The sequence below is a fragment of the Paenibacillus antri genome (genome assembly GCF_005765165.1).
GTDB lineage: Bacteria > Bacillota > Bacilli > Paenibacillales > YIM-B00363 > Paenibacillus_AE > Paenibacillus_AE antri.
In genome coordinates this window covers 44,492-71,179 of sequence record NZ_VCIW01000027.1, presented here as the reverse complement: position 1 = coordinate 71,179, position 26,688 = coordinate 44,492, and the positions used below count along the sequence as shown (strand labels likewise).

Annotated in this window: 27 protein-coding genes; 17 read left to right on the top strand and 10 right to left on the bottom strand. The window is 52.9% G+C overall.

All coding sequences use genetic code 11. From position 1 onward, the window contains the following. The first annotated feature begins 198 nt into the window (after positions 1-198). From FE782_RS28415 to FE782_RS28395, 5 genes are all read left to right on the top strand, one after another. Complete coding sequence (locus FE782_RS28415) at positions 199-870, top strand: response regulator transcription factor (RefSeq protein ID WP_138197736.1); 672 nt, start codon at positions 199-201, stop codon at positions 868-870. Continuing rightward, entirely contained in the window at positions 860-2,302 is a 1,443-nt protein-coding gene (locus FE782_RS28410) for a HAMP domain-containing sensor histidine kinase (RefSeq protein ID WP_138197735.1), read from the top strand. Before FE782_RS28415 ends, FE782_RS28410 begins: the two co-directional genes overlap by 11 nt. Positions 2,303-2,376: 74 nt before the next feature. After that, on the top strand, positions 2,377-3,807 hold the full coding sequence (locus FE782_RS28405; RefSeq protein WP_158299597.1) for an ABC transporter permease: 1,431 nt from the start codon (positions 2,377-2,379) through the stop codon (positions 3,805-3,807). A 9-nt stretch (positions 3,808-3,816) separates the two neighbouring features. Then, complete coding sequence (locus FE782_RS28400; RefSeq protein WP_138197739.1) at positions 3,817-4,497, top strand: ABC transporter ATP-binding protein; 681 nt, start codon at positions 3,817-3,819, stop codon at positions 4,495-4,497. Positions 4,498-4,519: 22 nt separating this feature from the next. Further along, positions 4,520-4,867 (top strand): hypothetical protein, encoded by a 348-nt coding sequence (locus tag FE782_RS28395; protein ID WP_138197733.1) that lies wholly within the window; start codon positions 4,520-4,522, stop codon positions 4,865-4,867. A gap of 107 nt (positions 4,868-4,974) precedes the next feature. On the opposite strand, the gene FE782_RS28390 is transcribed toward FE782_RS28395, so the two are convergent. From FE782_RS28390 to FE782_RS28370, 5 genes are all read right to left on the bottom strand, one after another. Continuing rightward, entirely contained in the window at positions 4,975-6,222 is a 1,248-nt protein-coding gene (locus FE782_RS28390) for an endo-1,4-beta-xylanase (RefSeq protein ID WP_138197732.1), read from the bottom strand. A gap of 132 nt (positions 6,223-6,354) precedes the next feature. Continuing rightward, positions 6,355-7,323, bottom strand: coding sequence for a PLP-dependent cysteine synthase family protein (locus FE782_RS28385; protein ID WP_238392696.1), 969 nt, complete (start codon positions 7,321-7,323; stop codon positions 6,355-6,357). Between the two features lie 29 nt (positions 7,324-7,352). Then, positions 7,353-7,997, bottom strand: a complete 645-nt coding sequence (locus FE782_RS28380) for a response regulator (protein WP_138197730.1) — start codon at positions 7,995-7,997, stop codon at positions 7,353-7,355. Further along, on the bottom strand, positions 7,994-10,105 hold the full coding sequence (locus FE782_RS28375; protein WP_138197729.1) for a sensor histidine kinase: 2,112 nt from the start codon (positions 10,103-10,105) through the stop codon (positions 7,994-7,996). Before FE782_RS28375 ends, FE782_RS28380 begins: the two co-directional genes overlap by 4 nt. A gap of 44 nt (positions 10,106-10,149) precedes the next feature. Next, positions 10,150-10,563 (bottom strand): hypothetical protein, encoded by a 414-nt coding sequence (locus FE782_RS28370; protein WP_138197728.1) that lies wholly within the window; start codon positions 10,561-10,563, stop codon positions 10,150-10,152. A 193-nt stretch (positions 10,564-10,756) separates the two neighbouring features. Here FE782_RS28370 and FE782_RS28365 point away from each other — a divergent pair, with 193 nt between their 5' ends. The 9 genes from FE782_RS28365 to FE782_RS28325 all read left to right on the top strand — a co-directional run bounded on the left by FE782_RS28365 (position 10,757) and on the right by FE782_RS28325 (position 19,042). After that, a complete protein-coding gene (locus FE782_RS28365) occupies positions 10,757-11,386 on the top strand; it encodes a TetR/AcrR family transcriptional regulator (RefSeq protein WP_138197727.1) in 630 nt (209 codons plus the stop codon). A gap of 18 nt (positions 11,387-11,404) precedes the next feature. After that, positions 11,405-12,286, top strand: a complete 882-nt coding sequence (locus FE782_RS28360) for an ABC transporter ATP-binding protein (protein ID WP_138197726.1) — start codon at positions 11,405-11,407, stop codon at positions 12,284-12,286. 6 nt (positions 12,287-12,292) lie between these two features. Further along, positions 12,293-13,096, top strand: a complete 804-nt coding sequence (locus tag FE782_RS28355) for an ABC transporter permease subunit (RefSeq protein WP_138197725.1) — start codon at positions 12,293-12,295, stop codon at positions 13,094-13,096. A gap of 37 nt (positions 13,097-13,133) precedes the next feature. After that, positions 13,134-13,928 (top strand): ABC transporter permease, encoded by a 795-nt coding sequence (locus FE782_RS28350; RefSeq protein WP_138197724.1) that lies wholly within the window; start codon positions 13,134-13,136, stop codon positions 13,926-13,928. Between the two features lie 233 nt (positions 13,929-14,161). Beyond that, on the top strand, positions 14,162-15,274 hold the full coding sequence (locus FE782_RS28345) for an iron-siderophore ABC transporter substrate-binding protein (protein WP_238392695.1): 1,113 nt from the start codon (positions 14,162-14,164) through the stop codon (positions 15,272-15,274). After that, positions 15,267-16,307 (top strand): FecCD family ABC transporter permease, encoded by a 1,041-nt coding sequence (locus tag FE782_RS28340; protein ID WP_138197722.1) that lies wholly within the window; start codon positions 15,267-15,269, stop codon positions 16,305-16,307. Before FE782_RS28345 ends, FE782_RS28340 begins: the two co-directional genes overlap by 8 nt. Continuing rightward, positions 16,304-17,335 (top strand): FecCD family ABC transporter permease, encoded by a 1,032-nt coding sequence (locus FE782_RS28335; RefSeq protein ID WP_138197721.1) that lies wholly within the window; start codon positions 16,304-16,306, stop codon positions 17,333-17,335. Before FE782_RS28340 ends, FE782_RS28335 begins: the two co-directional genes overlap by 4 nt. Continuing rightward, positions 17,335-18,159, top strand: a complete 825-nt coding sequence (locus FE782_RS28330; RefSeq protein WP_138197720.1) for an ABC transporter ATP-binding protein — start codon at positions 17,335-17,337, stop codon at positions 18,157-18,159. Before FE782_RS28335 ends, FE782_RS28330 begins: the two co-directional genes overlap by 1 nt. Positions 18,160-18,352: 193 nt before the next feature. Further along, entirely contained in the window at positions 18,353-19,042 is a 690-nt protein-coding gene (locus FE782_RS28325) for a hypothetical protein (protein ID WP_138197719.1), read from the top strand. 289 nt (positions 19,043-19,331) lie between these two features. Here FE782_RS28325 and FE782_RS28315 read toward each other — a convergent pair whose 3' ends face one another. Together FE782_RS28315 and FE782_RS28310 are read right to left on the bottom strand one after the other, a co-directional pair. Beyond that, positions 19,332-20,891: a glycine betaine uptake BCCT transporter gene (locus FE782_RS28315; protein ID WP_138197718.1), complete on the bottom strand. Its 1,560-nt coding sequence runs from the start codon at positions 20,889-20,891 to the stop codon at positions 19,332-19,334. A 182-nt stretch (positions 20,892-21,073) separates the two neighbouring features. After that, positions 21,074-21,976 carry an alpha/beta fold hydrolase gene (locus FE782_RS28310; RefSeq protein WP_158299596.1) on the bottom strand — a complete coding sequence of 301 codons (903 nt, stop codon included), beginning with the start codon at positions 21,974-21,976 and terminating at the stop codon, positions 21,074-21,076. A gap of 191 nt (positions 21,977-22,167) precedes the next feature. Between FE782_RS28310 and FE782_RS28305 the strand changes: the two genes are divergently transcribed. The 3 genes from FE782_RS28305 to FE782_RS28295 all read left to right on the top strand — a co-directional run bounded on the left by FE782_RS28305 (position 22,168) and on the right by FE782_RS28295 (position 24,217). After that, complete coding sequence (locus tag FE782_RS28305; RefSeq protein ID WP_138197716.1) at positions 22,168-22,542, top strand: ATP-binding protein; 375 nt, start codon at positions 22,168-22,170, stop codon at positions 22,540-22,542. Positions 22,543-22,737: 195 nt separating this feature from the next. Then, positions 22,738-23,574, top strand: coding sequence for a hypothetical protein (locus FE782_RS28300; RefSeq protein WP_138197715.1), 837 nt, complete (start codon positions 22,738-22,740; stop codon positions 23,572-23,574). Further along, positions 23,561-24,217 (top strand): hypothetical protein, encoded by a 657-nt coding sequence (locus tag FE782_RS28295; RefSeq protein ID WP_138197714.1) that lies wholly within the window; start codon positions 23,561-23,563, stop codon positions 24,215-24,217. Before FE782_RS28300 ends, FE782_RS28295 begins: the two co-directional genes overlap by 14 nt. Positions 24,218-24,229: 12 nt before the next feature. Here the strand turns inward: FE782_RS28295 and FE782_RS28290 are convergent, their stop codons facing one another. The 3 genes from FE782_RS28290 to FE782_RS28280 form a co-directional block, all read right to left on the bottom strand. Beyond that, a complete protein-coding gene (locus tag FE782_RS28290; protein WP_138197713.1) occupies positions 24,230-25,780 on the bottom strand; it encodes an SAM-dependent methyltransferase in 1,551 nt (516 codons plus the stop codon). A 108-nt stretch (positions 25,781-25,888) separates the two neighbouring features. Beyond that, entirely contained in the window at positions 25,889-26,368 is a 480-nt protein-coding gene (rlmH, locus tag FE782_RS28285; RefSeq protein WP_138197712.1) for a 23S rRNA (pseudouridine(1915)-N(3))-methyltransferase RlmH, read from the bottom strand. Positions 26,369-26,498: 130 nt separating this feature from the next. Further along, positions 26,499-26,666, bottom strand: a complete 168-nt coding sequence (locus FE782_RS28280) for a CxxH/CxxC protein (protein ID WP_138197711.1) — start codon at positions 26,664-26,666, stop codon at positions 26,499-26,501. Between the last annotated feature and the right edge of the window lie 22 nt (positions 26,667-26,688).

Sequence of the window (26,688 nt, the reverse complement as noted above, 5' to 3'; positions counted from 1 at the left end):
GTCAGCCCCGCATCCTCGTGTAGTCTGATTAAAACACAAATGACCCGTAAGAGGGTCACTTTTTTCAAAGTGTCCATCTTACGGGTCACAGTTCACATGGCGGGGCGCCTCTTTTTCTTCCCGATCGCACGGTTAGATTCAGGTTAGATACCCGTGTTACGATAGGTCATATCCTTTTTCGAAAAGGCGGGCCTTGCTATGGAGATTCAACTGTTGGTCGTCGAGGACGATGTCCACATCCGCGAGATGGTCGGCAAATTTCTCCGCAGAGAGGGATACGCGGTCGATACCTGTTCGGACGGAGCGTTGGCCTTGGAGCGGCTTTGCAATAAAAAGTATCATCTGGTGCTGCTGGACATCCTGTTGCCCGGCATGAACGGACAAGAGCTGCTGAAGGAATTGCGGAAGACGCAGGATACGCCGGTCCTGATCATGTCCGCGTTAGGAGACGAAGACAATCAACTCGCCGCGTTCGCGAACGAAGTCGACGATTACGTCGTAAAGCCGTTTTCCCTGCCGATTCTCGTGAAACGCGTAGAAACCCTGCTTCGCCGAAGCGGCATCCTGAAGAAGGAAATCCGCTTCGGCAAGCTGGCGCTCTATCCGGAAAGCTACGGCGTTACGTACGCCGGCGAAGCGATCGCTCTGACGCCGAAGGAATTCGAGATTCTCATGCTGTTCGTGATGAACAAAGAAAGAATCGTCCCGCGCGAGACGTTGCTGACCCGAATCTGGGGATATGATTTCGACGGCAACGAGGGAATCGTTCACGCAAGCATCAAGAAGCTGCGCGACAAGCTGCCGGAACATCTCATCAAGACCGTGAAAGGCGTAGGTTACCGTTTGGAGGAATCCGCCGGTGAAGCCTAGGCTGTTCGGGATATTCGGGAAAGTATTTTTCTATACGCTGCTGATCCTCCTTCTGGTCATTTCCGTGATGCTTGTATTTTTCGCCGATCAGATCAAGTCCGTCGTAGGATCGACCCAGCGCGAGCAGATCGCGGAGGTGTTCCAAACGCTCATTCAGGAGACTAAGGGGAAAAGCGAAGACGACATCGTCCGAATCGCGCAACGATTCCATGAGACGAACGCGTCTTTCGAGTTTTCGGTAATGTCCTCCGACGGGGAGGTGTTATACCGAACGGATCGATTCGACATGCCCCCTCCCGATTTGCGATTGCCCGACGTCCCCGAAGTCGTGAGAGGAGAGTCGTTTCATACGACGGGAAAATTTCTTCTCTCTCCCTCCGCTTCGTCGGAGAAAGTTCAATTCATCACCCTGCTTTCCGGAGATGTGAAGTTACAGGTGAGCGGCACGATATCCGGAGCCTCCATCTACCGGGAGTTCTTCGAAAGGACGTTCGTCGCTTTCCTGCTCCTCCTGGCGGCGAGCGTTGCGGCAGCGTTTCTATTCGCTTATCGGATCGCCGAACCGATTCGGAACATCGCCGGAGACACCCGGAGGATGTCGTTATTGGAATCGGTCCCTCCGCCCCCGGCCGCGCGCAAGGACGAGATCGGTCAGCTCGCGAACGATGTGTACAAGATGTACAAGGCTTTGAAGTCGACGATTCGTCAGCTGGAGACGGAGGTCGAACGGGAGAAGGAGATGGAAGAGAACCAACGCTATTTTTTCTCGGCGGCCTCCCATGAGTTAAAGACGCCGATCGCCGCGACTAGCGCGTTATTGGAGGGCATGCTGGAGAAGGTGATCGAGCCTTCGGAATATCCCGATACCTTGCGCGAATGCCTCAAGATGATGAAGGAGCAAAACAAGCTCGTGTCCGAAATCTTAGAGATCGTGGCGTTGAATAATCATACGCTCGTTCTTCGGAAGGAACAGGTTTGTCTTGCGCGATACCTCGCCGCCAACCTGCCCGCTTGCCTCTCTATTGCGGAAGCCAAGAAGCAAACCGTGGATTTCGATGTCCCGGAGAAGCTTTCTTGTACGATAGACTCCAAGCTGTTCGGCAAGGCGTTCTCCAACATCATGCTGAACGCGATTCAAAATACGCCGGACGGAGGACGCATTCGAGTATATGCGAACGAATCGGAGAGCGGGATTCGTCTGTGCGTCTTGAACGAAGGCGTCAGCATCTCCCCGGAGCTCTTGCCGAAGCTGTTCGAGCCGTTCTATCGCGAAGATCGATCGAGAAGCCGCGAACAGGGACGGAGCGGATTAGGTCTGGCCCTCGTGAAGAAAGCGTTGGAGTTTATGGGCATTCCCTATGCGCTTGAAAACACGGTCGAGGGCGTCCGATTTCGCATGGACTTGCCGTCTTTAAGGTTAGATGAAAGTTAGATTGGACAGGTATGCTGATTGTCGATGAGAACCATGGCTCATCGGCAATCTTTTTTTATAAGGAGTCGATTACGATGTACCTATTCACCAACGCCTTCCGCAACGTGCTGAGGAACCGCGGCCGAAATACGTTGATCGGCGCCATCCTTCTGGCCGTCATCGTCGCTTCCGTTATCGCGCTGATGATCAGCGACGCCGCCTCCGGCATCATCGACGATTACAAAGGACGGTTCGGGGCCGAAGTTCGGCTGCAGCCCGATATGGAGAAGATCCGCAAAGAAGCGATGGCGAACAGCGCGAACGGCAGAGTGATGATGACGGTTCCCTCGATCCCCGCCGAGCAATACATGGCCTTCGGCGAGTCGGAATATTTGCTAAACAGCGTCTATTCGGCCAGAACCGGCGTAAACAGCGATTCGATCGCCGCCGTCGACGCGGAGCTCGGAGCCGGCAGCGGCATGATGATGGCCGGACCGGCCATGACGGACAATCCGCCGATGCAGTTCATGTTGAGCCTATTGGGGAACCGATTTTCCGAATTCGAAGAGGGGACGCGCGAGCTGGCGGAAGGAACGATGCCCGCCGGGCTGAACGAGATTATCGTCAGCACCGATTTGGCGGAGGCGAACGATATCCGGATCGGAGACAAGCTGTCGCTCTACGGCGAATTGACCAACATGAAGGAAGGCACGCGCGCGGATACTTCTTACGAGTTGACGGTAGTAGGTACCTACTATGACGCGACGGATGAATATGCGGAAGGCGCAAGGCAGAACGCGTTCACGAATCGTCGCAACGAACTCCTCGCGACTTATGAAACGGTCGTGCAGCAGATCCAGCCGGACATGAACGGGATCCGAATCGAGGCGACCTATTATTTGAAGGAGCCCGGCATGCTGGACGCGTTCGCCGCGGAAGTATACGCCAAAGGTCTGGCCGAAACGTTCGACGTGACGACGGACGAGGCTTCCTACAATAAAATCGTCGGCCCCGTAGAAGGACTCAAGGGCATCGCCGTAACGTTCATGATCGTCGTGCTCCTCTTCGGCGGCATCATCCTCGTGCTTCTATCCACGATCGCGATCCGGGAACGCAAATATGAAATCGGCGTTCTGCGCGCGATGGGCTTGAAGAAGACGAAGGTCGCGATCGGGTTATGGTCCGAGGTGCTGATGATCGCCTGCGTCTGTCTCGCGATCGGCCTTGGCGCGGGCAGTCTGGCGGCGCAGCCGATCACCGACGCGCTGCTGGCCGGCCAGATCGAAGCCGCGGAGGCTTCCGAAAGCGCGCAAGTCCAGGCGGGAGGCATGATGATGATGCGGCCCGCCGTCACTCCGGCAGCATCCGACGCGGAGCCGTTAAGCCGACTCGATATTACCCTAGGACTCGACACGACGCTCCAAATCGTCGGAATCGCCCTGCTCTTGGCGTCGCTGGCCGGATTGATATCCATCAGCCGAATTACCAAATACGAACCGATCAAGATTCTTATGGAGAGGAATTAGGTGCCGAGGATGAGCGTGTTGTCATTGAATCAAGTGTTCTACAAATACGAAGGCGCGAAGAAGAACGTACTCCAAGGCGTCAGCGCCGAATTCGAAGCGGGCAAGGTGTATACGATCGTCGGCAAGTCGGGCTCGGGCAAATCGACGATGCTGTCCTTAATCGCAGGACTCGACATATGCAAGAACGGAACGATCCTGTATCGCGGAACGGATTTGAAGACGGTCGACCGCGACGAGTATCGGGCTCGAGGCATCGGCGTCATTTTCCAAGCGTATAACCTGATCACCAATGCCACCGCCGTCGAAAATATCGTGCTCTCCATGAATATTAGCCGCAGCCCGGAGCGGAATAAAACGGCGTACGCTTATGCGCTGCTGGAGAAGGTCGGGATCGACCGCGATACCGCCGACAGACGGGTGCTAAAGCTGTCCGGGGGCGAGCAGCAGCGCGTGGGCATCGCTAGAGCTCTGTCGCACGATCCCGACATCCTCATCGCCGACGAGCCTACCGGAAATTTGGATACGGAGACGGAGGCCGACATCTTGCATCTCCTTACCTCTCTTGCTCATGCGCAAGGGAAATGCGTGATCATCGTCACCCATTCCAAGAAGGTGACCTCCGTCGCGGACGTCATTCTTGGTATCAGCGACGGGAAAATGTCGCTGATCAAATCGCAAGCCGCGAAATAATTCGAACATAGGAGGGTTTTGCGTGGCGAAGAGGCATGTCCCGATGTTCAGCGTTGCGCTCTACAGCTTGTCCGCTTTGCTAACCGTCTACGCAGCATGGGCGTTTTATCACAGCTATCGGTATATCACCGAGGTTACCTCCTCGGGACAGCTTGTCTCGAGCGGAAATGAATTCGATATCGCGAATTTCTATATGTCCAATAGCATCCAATATGCGATCTACGCGGTCCTTCTCTTCTCTGCGGGTTGGATCGCCCGCCGTCCGTCGCTCGCTTCCGAACCTTCCCCCGCCGAAGCGGTCTCCGTCCACCGGAAAGAAAAAGACGAGGAGCTCGAAGCTTGGTTCGACGAACTGCGAAGGATGGAGTAAGCAACGAAGGTATGTCCTGCACCATCGGTAGATCTGATCTAAGGGCCATCCGGCAATACGGATGGCCCTGGCTTTTCGCGGTGAGGAGTGACGATGATTTGTCGATTTTACATACCCTCGGCTAGAAGGACCAATCTCTCCAGTTCGGCATCCTTCTCAACCGTAAAACTAACCTTTTTCTCTCCGCAAATCAAATCGTAATCGCCGAGGAACCCTTCGAACGTAATGATTCCGTCCTCATCGGTCCTCCCCGTCACATTCGTAGACCAGTCGCCCTTGATCCGTTTCTTTAGAACTTCATAAGAAGGCTTCGGGGTGTTATCCTTCCTTACCAATCCGGCCGGAGCGCCGAGCCAAGCCCCCTCATCGCTGAAATTCCACGTCGTGATGGCCTCGACCCGCGGGTTCTTGAATAGAATCGTATACATTTCTTCGACTTCCCTTGCCTGGCGTTCCTCGAACTCCGGCGTAGACGGCCATTCGGGAATCTGATAATCGTTCAAGTCATCGATTTCAGGCGGCATAATATGACCGGAGGTTAGCGTATTTTCCGTAAAGTGAATCGGAAGGCCGAAATGCGAAAACCGTTCTAGTACTTCCTCCAGCTTCTCTCGTCCCCAATACCCCTGATGCTGATGCGATTGGATCCCGATCGCATCGATGGGAACGCCCGCGTTCAGGCATCCGTCAATTAAAATTTCGTAGTTTATCGACGTGTTGAAGTCGTTCAGCAGCAGCGTCGCGCCCGGGTTGCATTGACGCGTCTTCGCGAACATTTCTTTAATGATCCCCACGCGGCCAAGCTCTTTACTGATTCTAGTAATCCCGTTGTCGTATTTATCGAAGATCGGCATGATCACGACTTCATTGATGACGTCCCACGTATCGATCAACCCTTCGAAGTCGGTTACGTCGCGCTCGATTCTAGCCAGCTGCGCTTTCAGGATCTCTTCATTGCTCAAATCCAGAAGCCATGGGGCGGTTAAGGTGTGCCAGACAAGGGGATGCCCTTTGACGGTTACGTTTCTGTCCTTTAACCACCGTGCGGCCGCCTTGAGTTCTTGAGTCAGCGGCTTTCCTTGTTCCGGCTCGAACCTTGCCCAATAGAACGGCAGCGTGGCGGAGTTAAAGACATCCAGGAACAGATCCAACTTTTCTTCTAGAAAGGCCAGTCGGTCCGCCGGAACATTCTTATTCGCGACTTGGATCGCATCGAAGATGCCGCAGCCGAATAAGAACTTATGGTTTGTGTGTCGGATCGTTACTTCCGTTCCGGCAACGGGATTTCCGGCCCCATCCACTATCTTGATCGTCTTGCTCGACATGCGGTGCGCGAATTCGGGTTGGCGTTCCATTCGACCTACCTCCGTTAGTACAACTCATATATGGAAAACGGCTTCAATTTTCCTATTTAAAATTGTACTAAACTTTCTTCCGCCGAAAACCCGACACCTTTAAGCTCTTACTTTGATTTTTTAACTTTACGTTTACACATCGGCGTCAAACAGATCGGTCGATAAATATTTAAGCCCCGAGTCATTGATCGTGACCAAAATATTCGACTTAATCTCCCGGCTTCTTAATAACTGAAGGGCCGCGGCAACGTTCGCGCCAGAGGAGAAACCCGCGAAAATCCCCTCCTTAGTGGCCAAATCGCGTGCGACCCGGATCGCCTCCTCGTCCGTTACCTGAATGTAGTCCTCGACGATCGAGCGATCGTCTAGAAAGGAGAGCTCCATATTGTAGCCTCCTCCCTGAATGCGATGGCTCGGATTCGATACCTCCCGTCCGGCCAAGAAGGGCGCTGTTTTCGGCTCGACCACGTAACAGCGAATGTTGGAATTCAACCCTTTCAACGCTCGCGCGCAGCCTGCGAACGTGCCTCCGCTTCCGACAAAATCGACGAAAGCATCGATGTTCCCTTCCGTTTGTTCCCATGCCTCTTGGGCGGTACCGAATTGATGCGCATGCACGCTGCCCTGTCGATGGAACTGGTCGGCACGGAACGCCTTCCGCTCGACCGTCAGTCGTTGCGTTTCCTGCTCGACCAATTGGAGATCGCCTCCGGACACTTGTCCTTCGATCGAGCCCGGGGCTTGATCCACCAGGATTACCTCCGCTCCAAGCGCCTTCATCATTCGCGCCCGTTCCATCGAGTTGCCCTTGGACATCACGGCCACGAATGGGTACCCCTTCGCGCCGCACACGATGGCCAATCCGGTCCCCATGTTCCCGCTAGTCAATTCGATGACGGTCTGCCCAGGCGACAACAGTCCGTTCGCTTCAGCTTCCTCGATAATCGCTCGCGCCGCTCTACCTTTTTTGCTGAAGCCCGGATTGAGATACTCCAACTTGGCGAAGATTTCTCCCTCTACGTCCCGGGTCATCCGACTCAATCGCACGATGGGCGTTTGGCCGATCGCCTCGTACGCATGCTCCAAGACCTTCTTGTTCAATTGCATCGCGCCCCCCAAAGTTTTCCACTTTACAATCCGGCTTCCTTCGCGCGCAGCATCGCTTCCGCACGATCCGCTACCTGCAGCTTATTGAATATATTGGATACATAATTACTGACTGTTTTTACGCTAAGGCGGAGTTCCTTTGCAATTCCTGAATTCGATTTCCCTTTCGCAAGGAGTACGAGAATTTCCCGCTCCCGCTCCGTCAGCATGGGGAAGATTTCCTTCGGCGCCGAGATATGCTTATTGGAGAAGAAGGCAAGAACGCGGGAAGCGACGGCAGGGCTGAAGATGGCCTCTCCATTGGCAACGGCAAGTATGGCCCTGAACACTTCCTCTTCCTCCGCATCTTTCAGAATATAACCCGACGCTCCGGCGCGAAGCGACATAAATACGGATTCGTTGTCCTCGAATAAAGTAAGCACCAACACTTTAATCGACGGCATGCCATCCCTGATTCGTCGGGTAGACGCGATCCCCCCGCCTCCGGGCATCTGCAGGTCCATGAGCACGACATCGGGTTTGTTCGCTAGGGCAAGCTCCACAGCTTCTGCCCCGTTCGCGGCTTCCCCAATGACCTCCATCCGGTCTTGACTTTCCAGCATCGCTCTCAGCCCTTTTCGAAACAAGGGATGATCGTCCGCGATCAGAATACGAATCTTCTCTGTCATTGATTGATCTCTCCTGTCGTCGGTACTGTAACTGAGATTCGAGTCCCTTTACCGGGCTTGGAACTCATCTCGAAAGTTCCCCCGATTTCCGAAGCTCTCTCCATCATCGAAAATATCCCTACTCCTGCAACGTAGGTTGACGGCACTCCGACCCCGTTGTCGGAAACCTCCAAGCGTACCCCTTCGCCGACTTGGATCCGAACCGTGCATCGATCGGCGGACGCGTGCTTTTGCACATTGGTCAACGCCTCGGATGCGATGCGGTATACGGCGACTTCGACCGCTGCCGGCAGTACAGGCAGCGGCTCGGGGGCATCAACCGTAATGAGTAAGGAATCGTTCTCGAATGTCAAATTCGATGCATACGCTTTAATCGCAGCGACGAGTCCCAATTCGTCCAGTGCATGAGGCCTCAAGTCATATACGATACGGCGTACCTCCATAATGGTGCTCTTGATTTCCTGCCGCAGCAATTCCGCGATCCTTACGGCCTTATCCGGATCACTCCTTATAGATTTCATCAGGTTGTAAGTTTGCATATGAAAGGCCGCCAGATTGGAACCGATTCCGTCATGAATGTCCCGCTTCAGTCGCTTACGATCCTCTTCCCTGGACTTGACCAAGGCGGTTCGGGACTGTTTTAATTCCTCGCTCAATCTTACGTTCGCGATGGCTTTGCCTGCTTGACCCGCCAAGTCTTCTAATAAGCTCCGATCTTTCGAAGAGAATCCTTCTCCGGGACTTCTTGCCGCTAGTTGCAAAAAGCCAAGAAGCTGTTTGCCGTGGTAAAACGGTATCTTCACTTCGATTGGACTATGAACTCCCGAAGAAGCCGCGGTGACGAAGCTGTCGCCTTGTTGCAATAAGACCTCTGCATAGGGCAGCTTCAATGCTTCTCTGATCGTCGAACAAAGGACTTGAAGCACATCATCTTGGTGGAAGGTTCCCTCCAACAGCTTTCCAAGGCGTGCAAGGACGGCATAGGGCTCTTCTCTGTCTCCGAAGAATAATCGATTCACGATTCTCTGCACCCATTCCCGAACAGGTTGAAACAGAATGCCTACTAGCGCCGCCGCAAACAATGAGGACCAGAAATTATCGCGCACCCGCAGCAACTCGCTTATACTTGCGGCTGTTAATGCATACGTTGCGATGATGAAAATCGTCATGCCCGCGTAAATAAAGGTTCTTCTCCATAAAATGTCGATATCCCAAAGCCGGAATCTCAATATACCGATGGCTATCGCGCAAGGCAGCGCCAACGGAATGACGGAACGCCCGAGCTGTGCGAATAATATACCGGTCGGATTCGATTCGAATATGAACTCCAACAATCCCATCGCCGGAATCCCGACGAGAACAAGGACGGCTCCGAATACGAACCATTGGGTCTGTTGTTTTTCTTGGAAGTCGGAGTGCTTCCGATAACGATACAGCTGAGCAAAGATCGCGCTGACGTGAAAGAAGACGATACCAGGCACATCCAGCCAACCGGGCCAGCTTCCGGGATCCAGAACCGATCCCGGGAAATACGTCATCCCTATCGCGATAAGCGCCCATGGAACGAAGAGAATCCGGGTCCATTTCGGAACGAAGCGACCGCTTGGGTATAAATAGAAGAATGGCATGATGAGAATCCAACCGATAATGAAAACGAAATTCTCGATGACGTGGAATGTCTGCGAAGTATATTCCAAGTATCCAAGCGAGAAGATCGGGGCTGCCGCAGCTAATGTAAACGATGCATACATCGGCATGGCATCTCTGGACTTCTTCAAAAATAAGAGCAGCGCAATCGACAAGAAACCAATGTATCGAACCCCGTCGAGAACAGCGCTGAAATAGGCGTAAAAAGGAACGGATAGTCCTGAGGCGACCAGCCGATCGGCTTCGGCGGAAGTCAGTTGGAAGGGAACGCACGTGCCGCTCCTCTCCCCGCATATCGTCTGTAACATTTCAGCCTTGGCCCACGCTTCAGCCGTCATGACAATGCAAGAAAGAATAAATAACATTGCAAACCCGCATCGTAACAACAAAAAAGGGGCAGCGCTCATCAAGCGTGCCCGAAATGGATCATATCCGGAATCTCCGTTCCCTTTTGCTTTCATCCTCTCACCGGCCCTTAGTTAGATCCGATCTCCGACAGCTAGGTTCATGATTCCTTGGGAAAAAATCGTCGATATGGCAGTAGAAGAGCGATACCCGATACTATGGCCAATGGAAGATCGGGGATCCACGTCCCGAATGCCGTAATGTGCAGAATAAAAAATACCGGCCAATACCATAACGCGTACCAAGCCCAACGCTGTCCGAGGCGAAATCCTCCGTACGTAATAAAGAGGCTGAACAGAACCATCCCCAAGACGGCGGTGCCTTGCATTCGAAGCTGAAGCACCTCATCGGTAGCCTGCGAGCTCATAAACGCGTGAATGACCGAACCCGGACCGAAAGGACCGTTCTCGCCGGATAGTCCAATAAAGAATAGAAGAACCGCCGGGATGGTCAGTAAAATTCTAGGCAGCTTCGGTACTACGCCTTCGATCTCGTTCACGTTACTTTTCGACATTCCTATCTCCTCCTCCTCTTCGTTACTCTTAGATTAATCGTTTTCGTTTCCCGGGTTTTAGAGGAGGATCTCCTATACGATCGGGATATTTCTTACCTATCCAGCATGTGATTTTCCCTATTGACCGAATCGGTTAATCGCAGTACGATTTTATCAACCGAATCGGTTTATGACTCGCAAGGAAGTGAACCCTATGGAGAAATTTTTGAGCATCCCTCTCGAGAAGCAACACGGCTTTGTCGATGCCGCGCTGGTGTGCTTCGGAACGAACGGTTACAAGAAGACGTCGATTTCCGACATCGCCGCGAAGGCCGGAATTTCGAAAGCGATGGTGTTCCACTATTTCGGCACGAAAAAAGCGCTGTATCTGTATTTGATCAACTACTGCAGCGATTTAGTGATGAATGAAATCGAAGCCAAGTTCGATCGCATGGTAACGGATTTTTTCGATCGATTGAAACAAGCCACGGAGATCAAAGTTGCCGTGATCGAGAAGCATCCGGCCGTCCTTGCCTTTTTAATGAACGTATATTTTGAAACGAATGAGGAAGTACGGCAGGACATTGCATCGATATTAGCCGCAGGGGAGGAGATTCGGCGCAAAATCGCCTTTACCGGCGTGGATGAATCGAAATTCAAGGACGGCATCGATATGAATCTGCTGTTAAGCATGCTGACGTGGATGGCGGAAGGAAGCGCGAGTCAGATGTCCAAGAACGACAAACTCGATATCAGGGCCATCGCGAACGATTTTTCCCGTTGCATCGATATGCTGAAGTCTCATTTTTACAAGCCGGAATATTTGGGATCGGACGGTCGATAACGAAGAGGAGGGCGTACTATGAGCGTTATTGAATTGAAGGCTCTCACGAAAACATACGGCAATGCCAGAGGGATTACGGACGTGAATTTGAAGGTGGAGCACGGAGAAGTTTTCGGTTTTATCGGTCCTAATGGGGCGGGAAAATCGACGACGATCCGGACGTTGCTCGGACTCGTTCATGCTACGAGCGGCAGCGCGACCATCTTCGGCAAGAGCTGCAGCGAGCACCCCGAAATCCGGAAGGAGCTGGGTTATCTGCCTTCGGAGGTTTTCTATTATGACGGGATGCGCGTTATCGACCTGCTGAAATATTCCGCGAGCTTCTATAAGAAGGATTGCATGAAACGGATCAAGGAACTATCCGAGATGATGGACTTGGATCTGAAGAAGAAAATCGACGACCTCTCCTTCGGCAATAAGAAAAAGGTCGGCATCGTACAGGGGCTGCTTCATGAGCCTAAATTGATCATTCTTGACGAGCCCACAAGCGGACTCGATCCATTGATGCAACAGAAGTTCTTCGAGCTCATCGCGCAGGAAAACCAAAAGGGCGCTGCCGTGTTTTTCTCTTCTCACATCCTGAGCGAAGTGCAAAAGATGTGCGACCGCGTGGCCTTCATTAAAGATGGGCGGATCATCAAGCAGGAGAAGATAAGCGACCTGCAGGAGAACAGCTACAAAAAAATCAGCCTCGAGGCCAAATCCGGGATCGCCAAAGCGGCCCTTGAGATGGACGGGGTCAGCAATATCGAGTTGAAAGGCAATACGGCTAGCTTCATCTTCCGAGGCAACATCAACGCGATCATGAGAAGGGTTGCCGAAATCGAGTTGACCAATATTACTATCGCGGAGCCCGATTTAGAAGAGATCTTCATGCATTACTACATGAAGGGGGACTAATCCATCATGAATATGTATATGCATGAGCTCAAATCCATGAGGAAATCCGCCCTCGTCTGGACCTGCGCCATGATCGCTTTAGCCGCTATTTATTTATCCCTCTATCCGAGCTTGGCGAGCGACGCGGAAGATTTCAAAAATCTGCTCGGCAGTTATCCGGAAACAGTCAGGGCGATGCTTGGCATCGATTTGGATACGATCACCTCCATCCTTGGATTATATTCCATGATATTCTCTTTTATTGCGTTATGCGGGGCGATTCAGGCGATGAATCTCGGCGTTTCTATTCTTTCCAAAGAAACTCGGGAGAGAACGGCGGATTTCCTGCTGGTGAAGCCCGTTTCGCGCGCTGCGATCGTCAGCGCTAAGCTCCTGGCCGCATGTTCCATCATAATCGCTGTAGACACCGTTTTTTACCTAGCCGCGTCGATCATCGCCAACGGCGTAAAAACCGAGGATTTCAGCCAAACCCTATTCTTTCTGATTAACCTGACCCTGTTTTTCATCCAACTGATGTTCCTGGCCATCGGCATGGCGGTCTCCGTATTTTTCGCCAAGCTCCGCAGCGTGCTTCCGTTATCGCTGGGCGTTGTGTTCGGTTTGTATATGATCGGAGCATTGCTCGCCGCCGGCAAAGAAGAAGGAGCGGCACGGTTTCTCTCCCCCTTTAAATATTTCAATACTACCTACATCTTGGCCCATGCGGGATACGAGACGCCCTATCTCGTTGCCAGCGCCGTGGTTATCGTCGCTGCGGTAGCGTTGGGGTATATCGTGTATTTGAAGAAGGATATTCCTTCCGTAAGCTGAGCGGCTTACCGGAATCCATCGATCGGGAGGCTTGGCGATGAATATTTTCCTGAGGGAACTGAAGGCGCACCGGAAATCCCTAATCATATGGAGCGTAGGCATGTTCTTGCTGGTCGTCAGCGGGATGAGCAAATATACGGCTTATACTGCCGGCGGAGCCGGCGGCGCCGTGTTTGACAACCTGCCGCAAACCTTAAAGGCTTTATTGGGCATCGGGTCGTTCGACGTCGCGCAAATGAGCGGTTTTTTCGCCATGCTGTTTCTGTATATCGAGCTGGCGGCCGCGATTCACGCCGTCCTGCTGGGGAGCGGAATCATCGCGAAGGAGGAGCGCGATAAGACCGTCGAATTCCTGATGGTCAAACCGGTGTCGCGGGGGACCATTGTCACGGCCAAACTGCTGGCCGCTCTAACGAATGTCGTCATCCTGAACCTCGTTTCCCTCCTGTCCTCCATCCTGATGGTCGCTGCCTATAATCAGGGGGAGGATATTACTAAGGAGATCGTGCAGTTTCTAGGGAGTATGTTCTTGGTACAGCTTATCTTCCTAACGCTTGGCGCAGCGTTATCGGCGCTGCTGAAGCGGCCACAAACCTCGGGTTCCGCAGCCACGGGGATCCTGTTGGGCACCTTCGTCATCGCGAAAATTACCGATGTGACAGATCGCCTTGCGATACTGAATCTGCTTTCTCCGTTCAAGTATTTCAGCTATTCGCGCATCGTAGAAGGCAATGGCATTCACGTGGGGATCGCCCTGGGTTCCATCGGGCTGGCGGCGGTATTGGCCGCTTCCACTTACATGCTGTACCTGAATCGGGAGCTGAACGTTTGATGCGCTGAAGTTCGTTCGAGAGATATCGTGAAGCGGCCGGAAACCCGGCCGCTTTATTTTATTCCCTCCAGTTGCCGAGGCAAGGCAACGCCTCCTCCTCCTCTGGTAATTTGAAGAAACTTTTTCGTTGACAACCCGGAAGAGGATGATTATCATTATCAATGATAATGATTATCATTCGTTGGCGAAGCTCGAAGTTATAAAATCAAATTGAGATAAGGATGGGTCTGCAAATGAATGGAAAAAGAAGCTTCTCTCTACGTACATTACTGATCTCGGTCGTAACTATGGCGCTGCTCGTTGGCTGCTCGGCCACGCAGACGAGTTCGACGCCTGAAGCGACGCCGACTGCGGCGGCTCCGGCCAGCACGGAAACGACGAACTCGGAAAAGCCGGCAACGGAACCCCCCGCTTCCGAAGAGGCAACTTCTGAATATCCGATCGTGATCAAGCATGCTTTCGGCGAAGCCGTCATCGAAAGCAAGCCGGAACGCGTCGTTACCGTTCAGTGGGCGAATCATGACGTCGCTCTCGCTCTCGGCGTCGTACCTGTAGGCTTCTCGGCGGCGAATTACGGCGTTCAGGACGACAGCGGACTGCTGCCTTGGACGGCCGCGAAGCTAGAGGAGCTAGGCGCAAGCGACCCTAACATTTTCCAAGATACGGACGGTCTTGACTTCGAGGCGATTTCCGATGCCGATCCGGATGTCATTCTCGCGGCCTACTCCGGCATCACGCAAGAAGACTACGATATTCTGAGCCAGATCGCTCCGGTCGTCGCTTACCAAACCAGCCCTTGGGTCACGACGTGGCGCGAGCAAGTCCTCTTCAATGCAACGGGCATGGGGATGAAGGCGGAAGGCGAACAGCTCATTAAGGATACCGAGAATCTGATTAAGGAAAAGGCGAGCGCCTACCCGGAGCTGCAAGGCAAGAAAGTCGCCTTCGCCAATTTCTCGGCGAAAGATATGTCGAAAATCAACATCTATACGCATACGGACCCTCGCGGCGCGTTCCTGATCGAGCTCGGCATGGTATATCCCGAGAGCGTGCTGAACGCCATAGAGGATCCCAACGGCTATAACTTGCGGATCAGCGCGGAGAACGCCGACATCTTGTACGATGCCGATATTTTGATCGGGTATGGGGACGACAGCTTATACGAAGCCGTTAAAGCGGATCCGCTGCTCGGCAAAATTCCGGCGATCCAAAGAGGCTCCGTCGTATTTATCGGCAACGGCACGCCGCTCGCGGCGTCCGGCAACCCGAATCCGCTCTCGATCGCGTATACGATCGACGAGTATTTGGAATTAATCGGAGGAGCTATCGAGAAGCTCAATGAATAGTTGGTCGGTTTCGGAACATAAGCAGCCGCGCCTCCACATCCCGAGACATTTCCCGGCCGTACTGGCCCTTTGTTTGGTCATGCTCGGCGTGTGCGCGGTTGCGTCTCTAGTCTTCGGCTCCCGACCGGTGCGGTTCGACGATCTCGTGGCGGGGTTGTTTTCCCCAGAAGTAGAATCTTATGGGGCGGACGTCGTCCGCAAGCGAATTTCGCGCACCGTCTTCAGCTTATGCTGCGGTGCGGCGCTCGGCGCGTCCGGCGCGCTCATGCAAGCGGTCACTCGCAACCCGATCGCGGACCCGAGCATTCTGGGCGTGAACACCGGCGCAGCCCTGTTCGTTGTGTGCGGCATCGCATTTTTGAACATCGGCACCGCCAATCAATACATTTGGCTAGCGTTAGCCGGGGCAATGATTACCGCGGTGTTCGTATTCGGAATCGGCTCTATGGGGCGTGGCGGCGCCACGCCCCTTAAGCTCGTCTTGGCGGGCGCGGCGACGAGCGCAGCCCTCTCTTCCCTCGTCACCGCCATCCTGATCCCGCGCTCCTACGTCATGGATCAGTTCCGGTTCTGGCAAGTGGGGAGCGTCGGCTCGGCGGACTGGAGCGGAATCGCCACGTTCCTCCCGTTCCTTACCGTCGGCATCGCGATCGCGTTCCTTACCGCCCCGGCCCTCAATGCGTTGGCCTTAGGCGACGAAGCGGCGACCGGGCTAGGCGTTCGAACGGGAGTGTTAAGATTGTTTGCCGCCGTCGCGGGCGTTCTCTTATGCGGAGCGGCGACGGCCTTGGCTGGACCGATCGGCTTCGTCGGTCTTCTCTCCACCCACCTCGTACGCCTGATGCTCGGTCCGGACCTGCGTTACATTATTCCGATGTCGGCGATCGCGGGAGCTGCCATTCTGACGCTATCGGATGTAATCGGCAGGCTCCTCGGCAGTCCCGGAGAGCTTGAAGTCGGCGTCGTTACGGCGTTCGTCGGAGCGCCGTTATTGATCCTATTAGCGATGAAAGCGAAAGTGCGCTCATTATGAAAACAGATACGATTGCGTTTATTATGGAGGGCAGACGTCAAAGACGCCTCCGCTGGATGCTTGTTACCGGCATTCTTAGCTTACTTACTTGCGCGCTTTGTTGCGCGATGCTTTACCTTGGGAACACCGTCTATCCGGTGAAGGATATCGTTCGAGCCCTTACGGGCGAACAGATCAAAGGCGTGAGCTTCGCGATCGAAACCATTCGTCTTCCGAGAGTGCTGGCGGGTCTCTTCGCCGGGTTCGCCTTCGGCATCGCCGGCAACACATTCCAGACGATGCTGCGGAACCCTCTCGCGAACCCGAACGTGATCGGCATTACGACCGGCTCGAGCGCGGCGGCCGTCTTCTGTATCGTCGTTCTTCATACGAGCGATACGTTCGTCTCCGTCGCATCCGTCGTCGCCGGGCTCATTACCGTCCTCCTCATCTATGCGTTATCGAGGGGGAGAACCTTTTCGATCGGTCGATTAATTCTTGTCGGGATCGGCATCCAGGCCATGTTGAACGCCGTAATCTCTTATCTGTTGCTGGTCAGCGCGGAACAGGATATTCCCGCCGCGCTCCGATGGCTGAGCGGAAGTCTTAACGGCTCCCAGATGCACGAGCTTCCGACGCTGATGATTACGATATTGATCTTCGCGCCGATCGTCGTCGCCTTAGGGAAACATCTCAGCATCCTGGAGCTCGGCGAGCAATCGGCCGCCTCTCTCGGCGTGAGTACGGATAAGACAAGAATCGCGCTGATCTTCAGTTCCGTCTGCATGATCGCGATCGCTACGGCGACCACGGGACCGATCGCCTTCGTCGCTTTCCTCTCGGGACCGATCGCGAAGCGACTCGTCGGCGTCGGCTTCTCCAACGCCATTCCGGCCGGACTCGTCGGCGTCGTGTTGGTGCTGGCGGCGGATCTCGTCGGTCAGTTCGCTTTCGAGGTCAGGTTTCCCGTTGGCGTCATCACCGGCATTCTGGGAGCGCCGTATTTGATCTACTTGCTCATCCGAATGAATCGAAAGGGAGATTTATAATGAAGCCGATGCATCGGTTTGAGGCCCAGCACATCGTTGCGGGCTATGATCAGAAGACGGTGATCCATGGCATCAGCCTTACGATCCCTAGCAATAAGATCAGTATCATTCTCGGAGCGAACGCTTGCGGCAAGTCTACGCTTCTTAAGACGCTGGCCCGGCTGATCAAGCCCACGTCCGGGAGCATCGCCCTCGACGGAGAGCCGCTCGGCAAGATTCCGCCGAAGGCCTTGGCTCGCATCTTAGGGCTGCTTCCGCAATCCCCCATCGTGCCGGAGGGAATTTCCGTCGCGGATTTGGTCGGGCGCGGCCGGTTCCCGCACCAATCGTTGTTTGGCGGATGGACGAAGAAAGACTACGAGGCCGTCGCCGAGGCGATGGAAATCATGCATATTACCGAGCTCGCCAACCGGAGCATCGACGAGCTCTCGGGCGGTCAGCGGCAGCGCGTCTGGATCGCCATGGCGTTGGCGCAGCAAACCGACATCTTATTTCTCGATGAACCGACCACCTTCTTGGATATCACCTATCAGGTGGAAATTCTCGACCTGCTCACGGATCTGAACCGCAAACGCGGGACAACGATCGTGATGGTGCTTCACGACATCAACTTATCCGCGCGTTACGCAGACTATATTTTCGCGTTGCATCAAGGAAAGCTCGTGGCCGAGGGCGAGCCGAAGAGGGTAATTACAAGCGGCCTGATTAAAGACATTTTCGGACTGGATTGCACGGTGATCGAAGATCCGGTCTCGGGCTCGCCTTCCGTGGTGCCTATCGGGCGATATCATGTGAACCGCGAGAAATCATTACAGCCGGTGTAGAAGGAAGGCCGGGCGCTGCATCACACTTCCTCGTTCGGACAGGAAGCGGCAATCGTCGGCGATTTGCCTGCGTAGCGATTCGTCGACGGTATCTTTCATTCTTTACAGAAAAATAATAAGGAGGTCTGTTGAAAAACTAATTTGATTTGTTATAATACTAATCAAATTAGTTTATTTTGGAGGAGGCATTTACATGAAAATCCATCTTAGTACCGAAAAGAGCTCCGCCCTTTATCCACCCGTTTCAAGACGTACGGCAAATCCTTTCTTTATTCGAAGGGCTGCTATCGCTCTAGCTATCTCAGGGATCCTATTTGTCGTCTATCCCTCCCTTCGCCCCTTTTCCGACGAAACCTCTCTGTTCGGAGCTGCAGCGTTCGCTTCAACGGAATGGATCGTATCGCACACGTTGGCCATTCTAGCCTTCGTACTGATGACGCTAGGGATGTTTGGTCTTTACGTTTCGCTGCAAGACACCTCTGTAGAAAAACTCGCGCTTCGCGGTTTTGTGCTAACGATGATCGGGACAGGTTTGACGCTTCCGTTTTATGGGGCTGAGGTTTTTGGACTGAACGCCATCGGTCGGGAGGTCATCCATCAGCATAAACTCGAGTTGATGAGTCTCGCCAATGTTATCCGCTTCGGTCCTGGTTTCTACATGATCCTAGGAGGGCTCATTTTAGTGGGCGTCGGTTCCGTGATCGCTGCAATGGCCATTTGGAAATCTCGGACAATGCCGCAATGGAGCGGCGTCCCCTTCGCTTTCGGCTTTCTCATGTACCTTCCGCAGTTTCTGGGAACTCAGCCGATCCGAGTCGCTCATGGGGTGATTCTTGCCGTTGGATGCCTCTGGGTTGCAGCGGGTATTTGGCGAAATAAATAAGGAAACCTACGCTTCGAGGTGGTTTAGGTGAAAGGAAGAGGTGAGGAAAATAGTCGAAATTACTGTCGAACTGGTACGCCGATTAATCGATAGGTTTTCAGCCCTCTTCTTTCCTTGCCGATTCCCCTAACCGTTGGATTGACGGCGACACCGTCACGTATGCCAACATCCACGATGCCGCGGAATCCCTGCAGGCGTCCAGAACTTTCATCGAGGGGGAAACCTGGCGGTTTACGATGACGATACAAGGTCAATCATCGAAACTCTTTCCGGCCAATACGACCGAAAACTATTGTCTCAGATCTCCCTCCTCCTCGATCCATTTCTCGATTCGCCGAAGCCTTCTTTTCTCCTTCCGTTCCATCTCCTTAACCTCCTCCTTAAGCGCCTTATTGATCGAGACGATCATTAGAATCATGATCACGGAGAAGGGAAGCGCCAAGACGATGGAAGCCGTCTGCACGCCGTTCAAACCCCCGCTCAGCAGAAGAACCGAGGCGATCGCGGAAACGAGAATGCCCCAGATAAACTTGATGGACCGCTTCGGGTTGTTGGAACCGTTAGAGGTCAACATGCCTAATACAAAGGTGGCGGAATCGGCCGATGTAATGAAAAACGTAATAATCAGAAGCGTCGCAAGGATCACCATAATCAAACTTAACGGCAGTTGCTCAAGCAAAACAAATAACGCGGAAGTCATGTCCTCGTTTACGGCTTCCGAGATGTTATGCCCCTCGAACATTTCATGATGCAAGGCTGCCCCGCCAAACGTGGAAAACCAAATCATGCTGAGTAGCGTCGGTACGAACAAGACGCCCGTCACGAATTCGCGGATCGTTCTCCCCTTCGAGACTCGAGCAATGAAGCTTCCTACGAAAGGGGCCCATAAAACCCACCATGCCCAATAGAAAATGGTCCATGCGCCTACGAAGGTACGCTGCGTAAACGGAGTCATCCGGAAGCTCATCGGAATCAAATTCCCAACGTAGGATCCGATCGTCGTCGTTAAAGCTTCGATAATAAAGGAGGTCGGTCCCGTCGCGATGACGAAGAGCAGCAACAAGGAGGCGAAACCTAGGTTAAGATTACTCAGATACTTAATTCCTTTATCGAGACCCGTCGATGCAGAGATCAGGAACAGCACCGTGACGATCAGAATGATCAGGAGCTGACTGCGGATCGTCTGCGGCACGCCGACCAAAAAATGAAGGCCGCCGTTGATTTGCATAGCCCCAAGTCCCAAAGAAGTCGCTACTCCGAACACTGTCGCAATGACGGCGAAGCTATCGATCGCCTTGCCTAGTCCTCCGTCGATCCGATCCCCGAGTAACGGGTACAGCGTGGCGCTGATCAGATTTGAGCGTCCCTTGCGAAAGCTGGCATAAGCCAAACCTAAAGCGCTCACTGTATAAATCGCCCACGGTTGCAGTCCCCAATGAAAAAAGGAGTAGCGTAACGCGGTCTGGGCAGCCAACGGGGTGCTGCCTTCAACCTCTTCGGGGGGAGATAAATAATGGAACACCGGTTCGGCCACACCCCAAAATACAAGTCCGATGCCCATTCCCGCAGAAAACAACATAGCCAACCATGTGAAATAAGGATATTCCGGCTCATCGTCATCTTGGCCCAGCCTGATGTTTCCGTAACGGCTAAAGGCCAGTATAAGCGCAAACACGAGAAACAAAAAAGTCGTTATAAGATAATACCAACCGAAGGTTTTCGTAATGAAGGCCAGCGCATTCGCGGCGACCTCGGCCAGTTGGTCCGGCATCAAAAATCCCCACAGTACAAATAAGGACGCTACTGCTACAGATACGTAAAACACTACTCCAACTTTGCCTTGGTGCATACAGTTTCCCCCATAATGGTGTTATGAGGTTACTATTCCGCTATTTCCCGAATGTATGTACATTGGGCGGGGCTAAACCGAATGAGGATTCGGAAAGCGCCGGAATCAAGTAATCCCGCACGGTTTTCCATGCGATCCGGACCACCGACCTTACCTTGCCGCCGCTCGATTGCGCATGCTCCTCAGTCAAACGAGCCTCCCCCATCACCTAATATTCCTCGGTATTCCATCGAGTTGCATCCGGGAAGACCGTCAAGCGCATTCTTAAAGAAAAAGCGATCGCACAATTGGATGACCGTGTCGAATTGCTCAAGATGAAAGATGTGATCGGCTTGGCGGATCGTAGTGAAGGCAGAATTTCGGAATGAATCAGCGATTTCCCGGCAATACTCCGGTTTGGTGAACGGGTCATGCTCTCCCGTAAAAATCAGAGCGGGCACGTCGGGCGAGTTATCGATGCGGAGCGGAGGGTGATTCAGCAGCCGTCTAGTATTTGCAATGTACTTTTCGACGAGATCGGGGGTCAGCTGCAGCAGTTGGCTTCTGAAGAGCTTGATAACGAGCTTGCGCCGGTTAATCTCGATCGAAGGATCGGTGTTCATTAACCCGTTAATCACTTCGTCGGCGAACATCTCGGTTCTGCCGTGTTGTAGATGCTCTACCGTCCTTATGACGTTATCTCTCGAATCCGGCGGAATTTCCTTCATGATGCCGGCCAATATGAGGCGGGATACCCGATTCGTTCGCTTTTTCGCGAATTCGTAGGCGATCGGCGTGCCATAGGATGCCGAAAGAATTTTTACCCGATCAATACGCAGGTGGTCAAGAAGCTGGACAACCCCTCTCACTAAGTAGTCCAGTCCGTACTCTTCGGGGAGCAGATCGGACTTGCCGACTCCGGGGAGATCGATCAATACCATAGCGCATTTATCCTTAAAGTAGCGTACGAACTTATCCCAGGCATCCATGTTCTGAAACGCTCCGCTTAGGAATAGTATGGGCTCTTGTTCGCCCTTCTCGCAGTCGATCTGCCGAGCGAAATAACGGTAACCATCCAAAGACAGCTCTACCTCATGAACGGACATATTACTCCTCCTTCCCCAAACATCCCTCTTTATCATGAATACCTCCATGTTTAACCGCGGGGTCGTTTCAGAAATTAATGTACTCGATAGAACCGCTCAAAAACAATCTCATGAGACTCTCAAAAAAACGAATCGGAAGGGCGGCGATCCATATATAATGGAAGTATTCTATTTCCAAAGGGTTGTGACGAATGCGGCTGGACGAACAATTGAAGGATGTCGAGTCAGCTTGTTTTGTGGGACGAACCGAGGAACTTAGGATCATGCTCAGCCACGCCGCCGGCGACTGGAATTGGCAGTGGCTGCACATCCATGGCCAGGGGGGCATAGGCAAGTCCGCACTGCTTAGGCGATTCCGTTCGGAATTAGAAGGAATGCCTTGTTTTAGTTTAGATGGGGGCAGAAATAAGGAAGATGCATTGGAAAAGTTGGCCGTACAACTCGGGGAAATAGGTACATTCGATCACTTCGATTCGGATCCGGACGTCATTGTTGAGCGGTTGAATCAGCTTTCCCGTGGGTCAGGTTGCAACTTCGTCCTGTTGATCGATGCATTCGAAGAATAGCGTCACACCGAGGAGTGGCTCTCGCAATGGCTGCGTAAATTGAAATCCACCGTGCGCATCGTCACGGCAGGACGGTATCCTCTCATGGGAGCATGGCTGCGTTCCGGTTGGGCGAGTCTGATATATTCCGTCGCATTACCGTCCCTGCTGCCTGTAGAGGTAGAGGGATATGCTCGCAAACGAGGAATCCTTGACATGGAAACGCAGTTCCGGTTACTCCGATTTTCCGGGGGTATTCCTCTTGCCATGACGATGGCTGCGGAAGTGTTATTGCGGGGAAACTTCGAGCGGTTCGATCACGGGGAACAAACCCAGTTAATCACTGTGTTAATCGAAGAACTGATTCAGGGATTGCCGCCTTCCGTACAACGGTTACTCGAAGCGGCTTCGGTTCTGTGGCGGTTCAACGAAGACAGACTTACTTCCATTGTCGACGATGATATCGAGACGGAAACTTTCCGCTCGCTCGTCCGATTGCCGTTCATCACTTTGGCGGGCGATTACTGGATGCTCCATGATGCGGTGAGGACTTGGACCCAACAGGATTTGATCCGGCGAAAACCGCAAACCTATGAACAAATGCGGTGGAAAGCACTGGAACAAATTCGGTCGGAAGAACGGTTGCATCCTCGTTTGCGTTCCAAATTACGTATGGATAAGTTATATTTGCACGAGCATCCGCTCGTTCGAAGCACTTGTTTTTTAGGACCAGCGGATGGCGTAGAGCTGCGTGAATGCCGGGAATGCGACATACCGGCTATCCAATCTTTGTATATCCGCTACTTGAATTTCATCGCTCCTTCGGTCCCGGAGGAGCGTCATATGGAAGGAATCATTCGTTCGGTTTGGCTGACAGACCCGTCATCCTTCATCACGATCTGGCGACAAAATGAACTGATTGCATTTTACGGCATGTTTCCGTTGCATGATCGTATGTTGTCCGTACTGTCGGACGCGCCGCTGTTCCATCCCTTCCTTACAGGGGTGGAGACGAGCTCCGAAGGCTTACTTGTCATGTATGGTCGGGCTTGAACCGGAACTTGAGACGAACGCGCGCGCTTTCATCCTAAATGCAATGTTCGACCACTATTCCGCAGCGGAATGGATTCTGACGCTTACCTGCTTGAAAGAGTGGTTTCCCCTGTTTGAATTGTGTGGATTCGAACGGGCGTCGTGGGCCGATACGATAACCGTACATGGAACGGAATACCGCGGTTTTTCACTGGATCTCGCGCAAGAAGATTTCCTGACGAAGCTTGATCGGTTGTTAACGAAACACTCCGTTGGAGGGGATTCTTTTCAATCCGAACCGTTACGAGACATGAACGCGTTAAAACAACTATTGAAAGATTTGCCTAACCTCCCGCGTAATCCGGCTATGGCCCAGCTGTACGGTCGGTTGTTTCCGCATCGATTGACCGTTGACGGGTCTAGTGAAAGTTCGGGACCTACTATTCAGCAAGACATAACACATGCGATCCAACGCCTATCGACGGGAGACGACCCCGAAGCGGTTTGGGGAAAATTGCTGCATTATGTGTACATTCAAGGGATTCGCCCGCATGCACGAGTCGCTGAGAGATTGAATCTGTCTATGGCCACTTATTACCGACACTTGAATAAAGCATTGGAGCAATTGTACGATTTCCTGGCCAAACCGGTCGATGCGCGATGAGCTTGATTCCCGTTACTCGAAACGGCGTATCCACGCCAATGCCTCTTCATGATCAGGCTCAATCTCTAATAATTTTCTTATGTACCTTAAGGCATCTTCGGCTAACTCCAACTCGAAACAACAAATGGCAAGGCAATAATATACGGTTGATAAGACCTCATCTTGGTCTTGATTTACCGGCATTTCCAAAAACGGCTTGGAGTGTTCGTACATGCCCATCTCAAACAGTAAAAATCCGGCATTAAGCGCCAGATCATAACGCTGCTCCATAGCGTAGTAGGACGACCACATCAGCTGTATGCCTCTCAACATGTCCTGCTTTTCTTCATCGTTGGCATCCGACAGCAGACTGGCGATCCGCTTCGCGTTCTGAATGAGAAATTCCGCGTCATAACCGCCCAAACGCCAAAAACTTAACATTTGCTGTAGTCCCATGCTATCTTGATTGCGGTCAACCCATTCCTTCATACTAAAAAATTCGTCCGGACCAAAGCGTTCGATACGCCGACGATAAGCTAACCTCGTATTCGGGTAATCCATGGGTTGATCCAAATGAAGAATACAGCCGACATTGATATTTTTATAATGATGCGGGGGGAATAACGCCGCGGCTCCTCTTTGTTCAAAGACATGCCGAATCGCATGGTAATTTGCCGTTAAAGAAAAACTTCCATGTAGGACCAACTCCGGTGGCTCCGCGAATGTCCAGCTGTCCAGTAAATGGTCTCCCTTGTCCGCAGTGATCAATAGAAATCCCGCCTGAGTTAATTGATTTAATCGATCCAAACAAGCGATCCCTGCGCTAGGAAATAAAATATGCGAGTCTTCCAGTTGTTCCCGATATACGGAAATGACGTCACGGTATGGATAGGTTCCTTGTTCGTATTCGGGCGCCCGCCGGTACTCGTAGCGTAAAGCGATTCGCTCTAACCATTCCGAGTGTGTAAGGGTTTCATGATGTTCGGGATATTCGATTTCAACATCCGCTTCATAAATTTGCCCGTCGCCAACATATATCAAGTCTTGCGGAATACTGTCGAAAAAGTAGTTGGCAACGATGACTAACGGTTGTGTCAGCTCCCCTTCGCTAATGGTTACGCCTGATCCAACGAGGCTCAATACGGTATCATGCACTGCATCGAATTGCGCAAAATCCAGCAGCCCCTCGGCAATAAAAGATTGTAGAGCGGGATGCTTCTTCCACGCCTCGACATTGTTCATCGCCAAATCCGTCATGATATACCGGAACGGAGGCAGCGGTATACCCGCATAGTCTCTCAACTGGCGCAGCTCATGCAACACATGATAAGCAAGACGTCCCGCTCCCGCTCCAAGCTCCACAATGAAAACAGGCTCTGAACGACCTTCCTTCATTGCCCGATCTTGAAGAAACGCAAAGATCATCTCTGCATATGCGCCAGCGATCATCGGATTACTCGTGATGTATTGAGGAACTTGGCCTCTGTTCCAGGCCGTTGTTCCTTTTTCTTCATAATATTTTCGCTGGATATCCCAAATCGGCGCTTCACTGAAGCGGTAACGTTCCTTTTTAATCCCTGTCATGTAACGATCCTGCTCTCTGAAAGTTATACGCAATGCTTAGCGAATCATCTTGGAGGAATCGCAGGGCACCCACCGGAAGGTTGTCCTGACCTACGATAAGATTATCCATTATTTATGGTAAGGTTCTCCCCGCATTATCTTAAACGCCCGATACACCTGCTCCACGAGGATCAAGCGGATCAGCTGGTGCGGGTACGTGATGCGCCCGAAGGAGATTTTCGTGTCGGCGCGGCGCATGACGTCGGCGGAGAGGCCGTTGCTGCCCCCGATGATGAACGTGACGTGGCTCTTCCCGTACGTACCGAGGTCTGCGATGTGAGAGGACAACTGCTCGGAGGTCCACATTTGACCGTCGATGGCCATCACGATGACGTGGGAGCCGTCTTTGATTTTGGCGAGGATGCGCTCTCCTTCCTTTGTCTTCACGCGCTCCTCGTCGGCTGCGCTCATCGATTCCGGAGCCTGCTCGTCCGGCACCTCGACGATGTCGAGCTTCGCGTACGCCCCGAGCCGCTTCGCGTATTCCGCGATCCCCTGGACGAGATATTTCTCCTTCAATTTGCCGACGGCGACGATCTGAATGTGCATGCGGCGAGCCTCCAAACTGTATTCTAAGAAAGAAAATGGACTAATCGCCCTAACCAACCGCAACTCCGCCCGCGAAAAAGCCCGCAGACCCCGTCGACGAAACCATCGAACGGACGCCGCGGGCATCCAATTACACCACGAGGTAACGCGCGGTCCGGGAACATTCCTCGCACGTGGCGGGCGGCTCCCAAGCCGGGAACGTCGTCGCGCGTAAGTCTACGACGTCCGGCGCATCCTCGTATTCGTCCACGAACCGGTCCAACGCCAGCTCCAGATGTTCTTCGCATACGACATACATGCGCTGTCTCCGTGCCCCTTTA

Bases quoted from the DNA above. Each gene is read 5' to 3' on its own strand.
- rlmH (WP_138197712.1), bottom strand. From the start codon at position 26,368: ATGCACATTCAGATCGTCGCCGTCGGCAAATTGAAGGAGAAATATCTC.
- FE782_RS28380 (WP_138197730.1), bottom strand. From the start codon at position 7,997: ATGACAGAGAAGATTCGTATTCTGATCGCGGACGATCATCCCTTGTTT.
- FE782_RS28290 (WP_138197713.1), bottom strand. From the start codon at position 25,780: ATGACAGGGATTAAAAAGGAACGTTACCGCTTCAGTGAAGCGCCGATT.
- FE782_RS28340 (WP_138197722.1), top strand. From the start codon at position 15,267: ATGAATAGTTGGTCGGTTTCGGAACATAAGCAGCCGCGCCTCCACATC.
- FE782_RS28370 (WP_138197728.1), bottom strand. From the start codon at position 10,563: ATGTCGAAAAGTAACGTGAACGAGATCGAAGGCGTAGTACCGAAGCTG.
- FE782_RS28360 (WP_138197726.1), top strand. From the start codon at position 11,405: ATGAGCGTTATTGAATTGAAGGCTCTCACGAAAACATACGGCAATGCC.
- FE782_RS28330 (WP_138197720.1), top strand. From the start codon at position 17,335: ATGAAGCCGATGCATCGGTTTGAGGCCCAGCACATCGTTGCGGGCTAT.
- FE782_RS28355 (WP_138197725.1), top strand. From the start codon at position 12,293: ATGAATATGTATATGCATGAGCTCAAATCCATGAGGAAATCCGCCCTC.
- FE782_RS28335 (WP_138197721.1), top strand. From the start codon at position 16,304: ATGAAAACAGATACGATTGCGTTTATTATGGAGGGCAGACGTCAAAGA.
- FE782_RS28350 (WP_138197724.1), top strand. From the start codon at position 13,134: ATGAATATTTTCCTGAGGGAACTGAAGGCGCACCGGAAATCCCTAATC.
- FE782_RS28375 (WP_138197729.1), bottom strand. From the start codon at position 10,105: ATGAAAGCAAAAGGGAACGGAGATTCCGGATATGATCCATTTCGGGCA.
- FE782_RS28405 (WP_158299597.1), top strand. From the start codon at position 2,377: ATGTACCTATTCACCAACGCCTTCCGCAACGTGCTGAGGAACCGCGGC.
- FE782_RS28325 (WP_138197719.1), top strand. From the start codon at position 18,353: ATGAAAATCCATCTTAGTACCGAAAAGAGCTCCGCCCTTTATCCACCC.
- FE782_RS28315 (WP_138197718.1), bottom strand. From the start codon at position 20,891: ATGCACCAAGGCAAAGTTGGAGTAGTGTTTTACGTATCTGTAGCAGTA.
- FE782_RS28415 (WP_138197736.1), top strand. From the start codon at position 199: ATGGAGATTCAACTGTTGGTCGTCGAGGACGATGTCCACATCCGCGAG.
- FE782_RS28390 (WP_138197732.1), bottom strand. From the start codon at position 6,222: ATGGAACGCCAACCCGAATTCGCGCACCGCATGTCGAGCAAGACGATC.
- FE782_RS28310 (WP_158299596.1), bottom strand. From the start codon at position 21,976: ATGTCCGTTCATGAGGTAGAGCTGTCTTTGGATGGTTACCGTTATTTC.
- FE782_RS28305 (WP_138197716.1), top strand. From the start codon at position 22,168: ATGCGGCTGGACGAACAATTGAAGGATGTCGAGTCAGCTTGTTTTGTG.
- FE782_RS28400 (WP_138197739.1), top strand. From the start codon at position 3,817: ATGAGCGTGTTGTCATTGAATCAAGTGTTCTACAAATACGAAGGCGCG.
- FE782_RS28345 (WP_238392695.1), top strand. From the start codon at position 14,162: ATGAATGGAAAAAGAAGCTTCTCTCTACGTACATTACTGATCTCGGTC.
- FE782_RS28365 (WP_138197727.1), top strand. From the start codon at position 10,757: ATGGAGAAATTTTTGAGCATCCCTCTCGAGAAGCAACACGGCTTTGTC.
- FE782_RS28280 (WP_138197711.1), bottom strand. From the start codon at position 26,666: ATGTATGTCGTATGCGAAGAACATCTGGAGCTGGCGTTGGACCGGTTC.
- FE782_RS28300 (WP_138197715.1), top strand. From the start codon at position 22,738: ATGGAAACGCAGTTCCGGTTACTCCGATTTTCCGGGGGTATTCCTCTT.
- FE782_RS28295 (WP_138197714.1), top strand. From the start codon at position 23,561: ATGGTCGGGCTTGAACCGGAACTTGAGACGAACGCGCGCGCTTTCATC.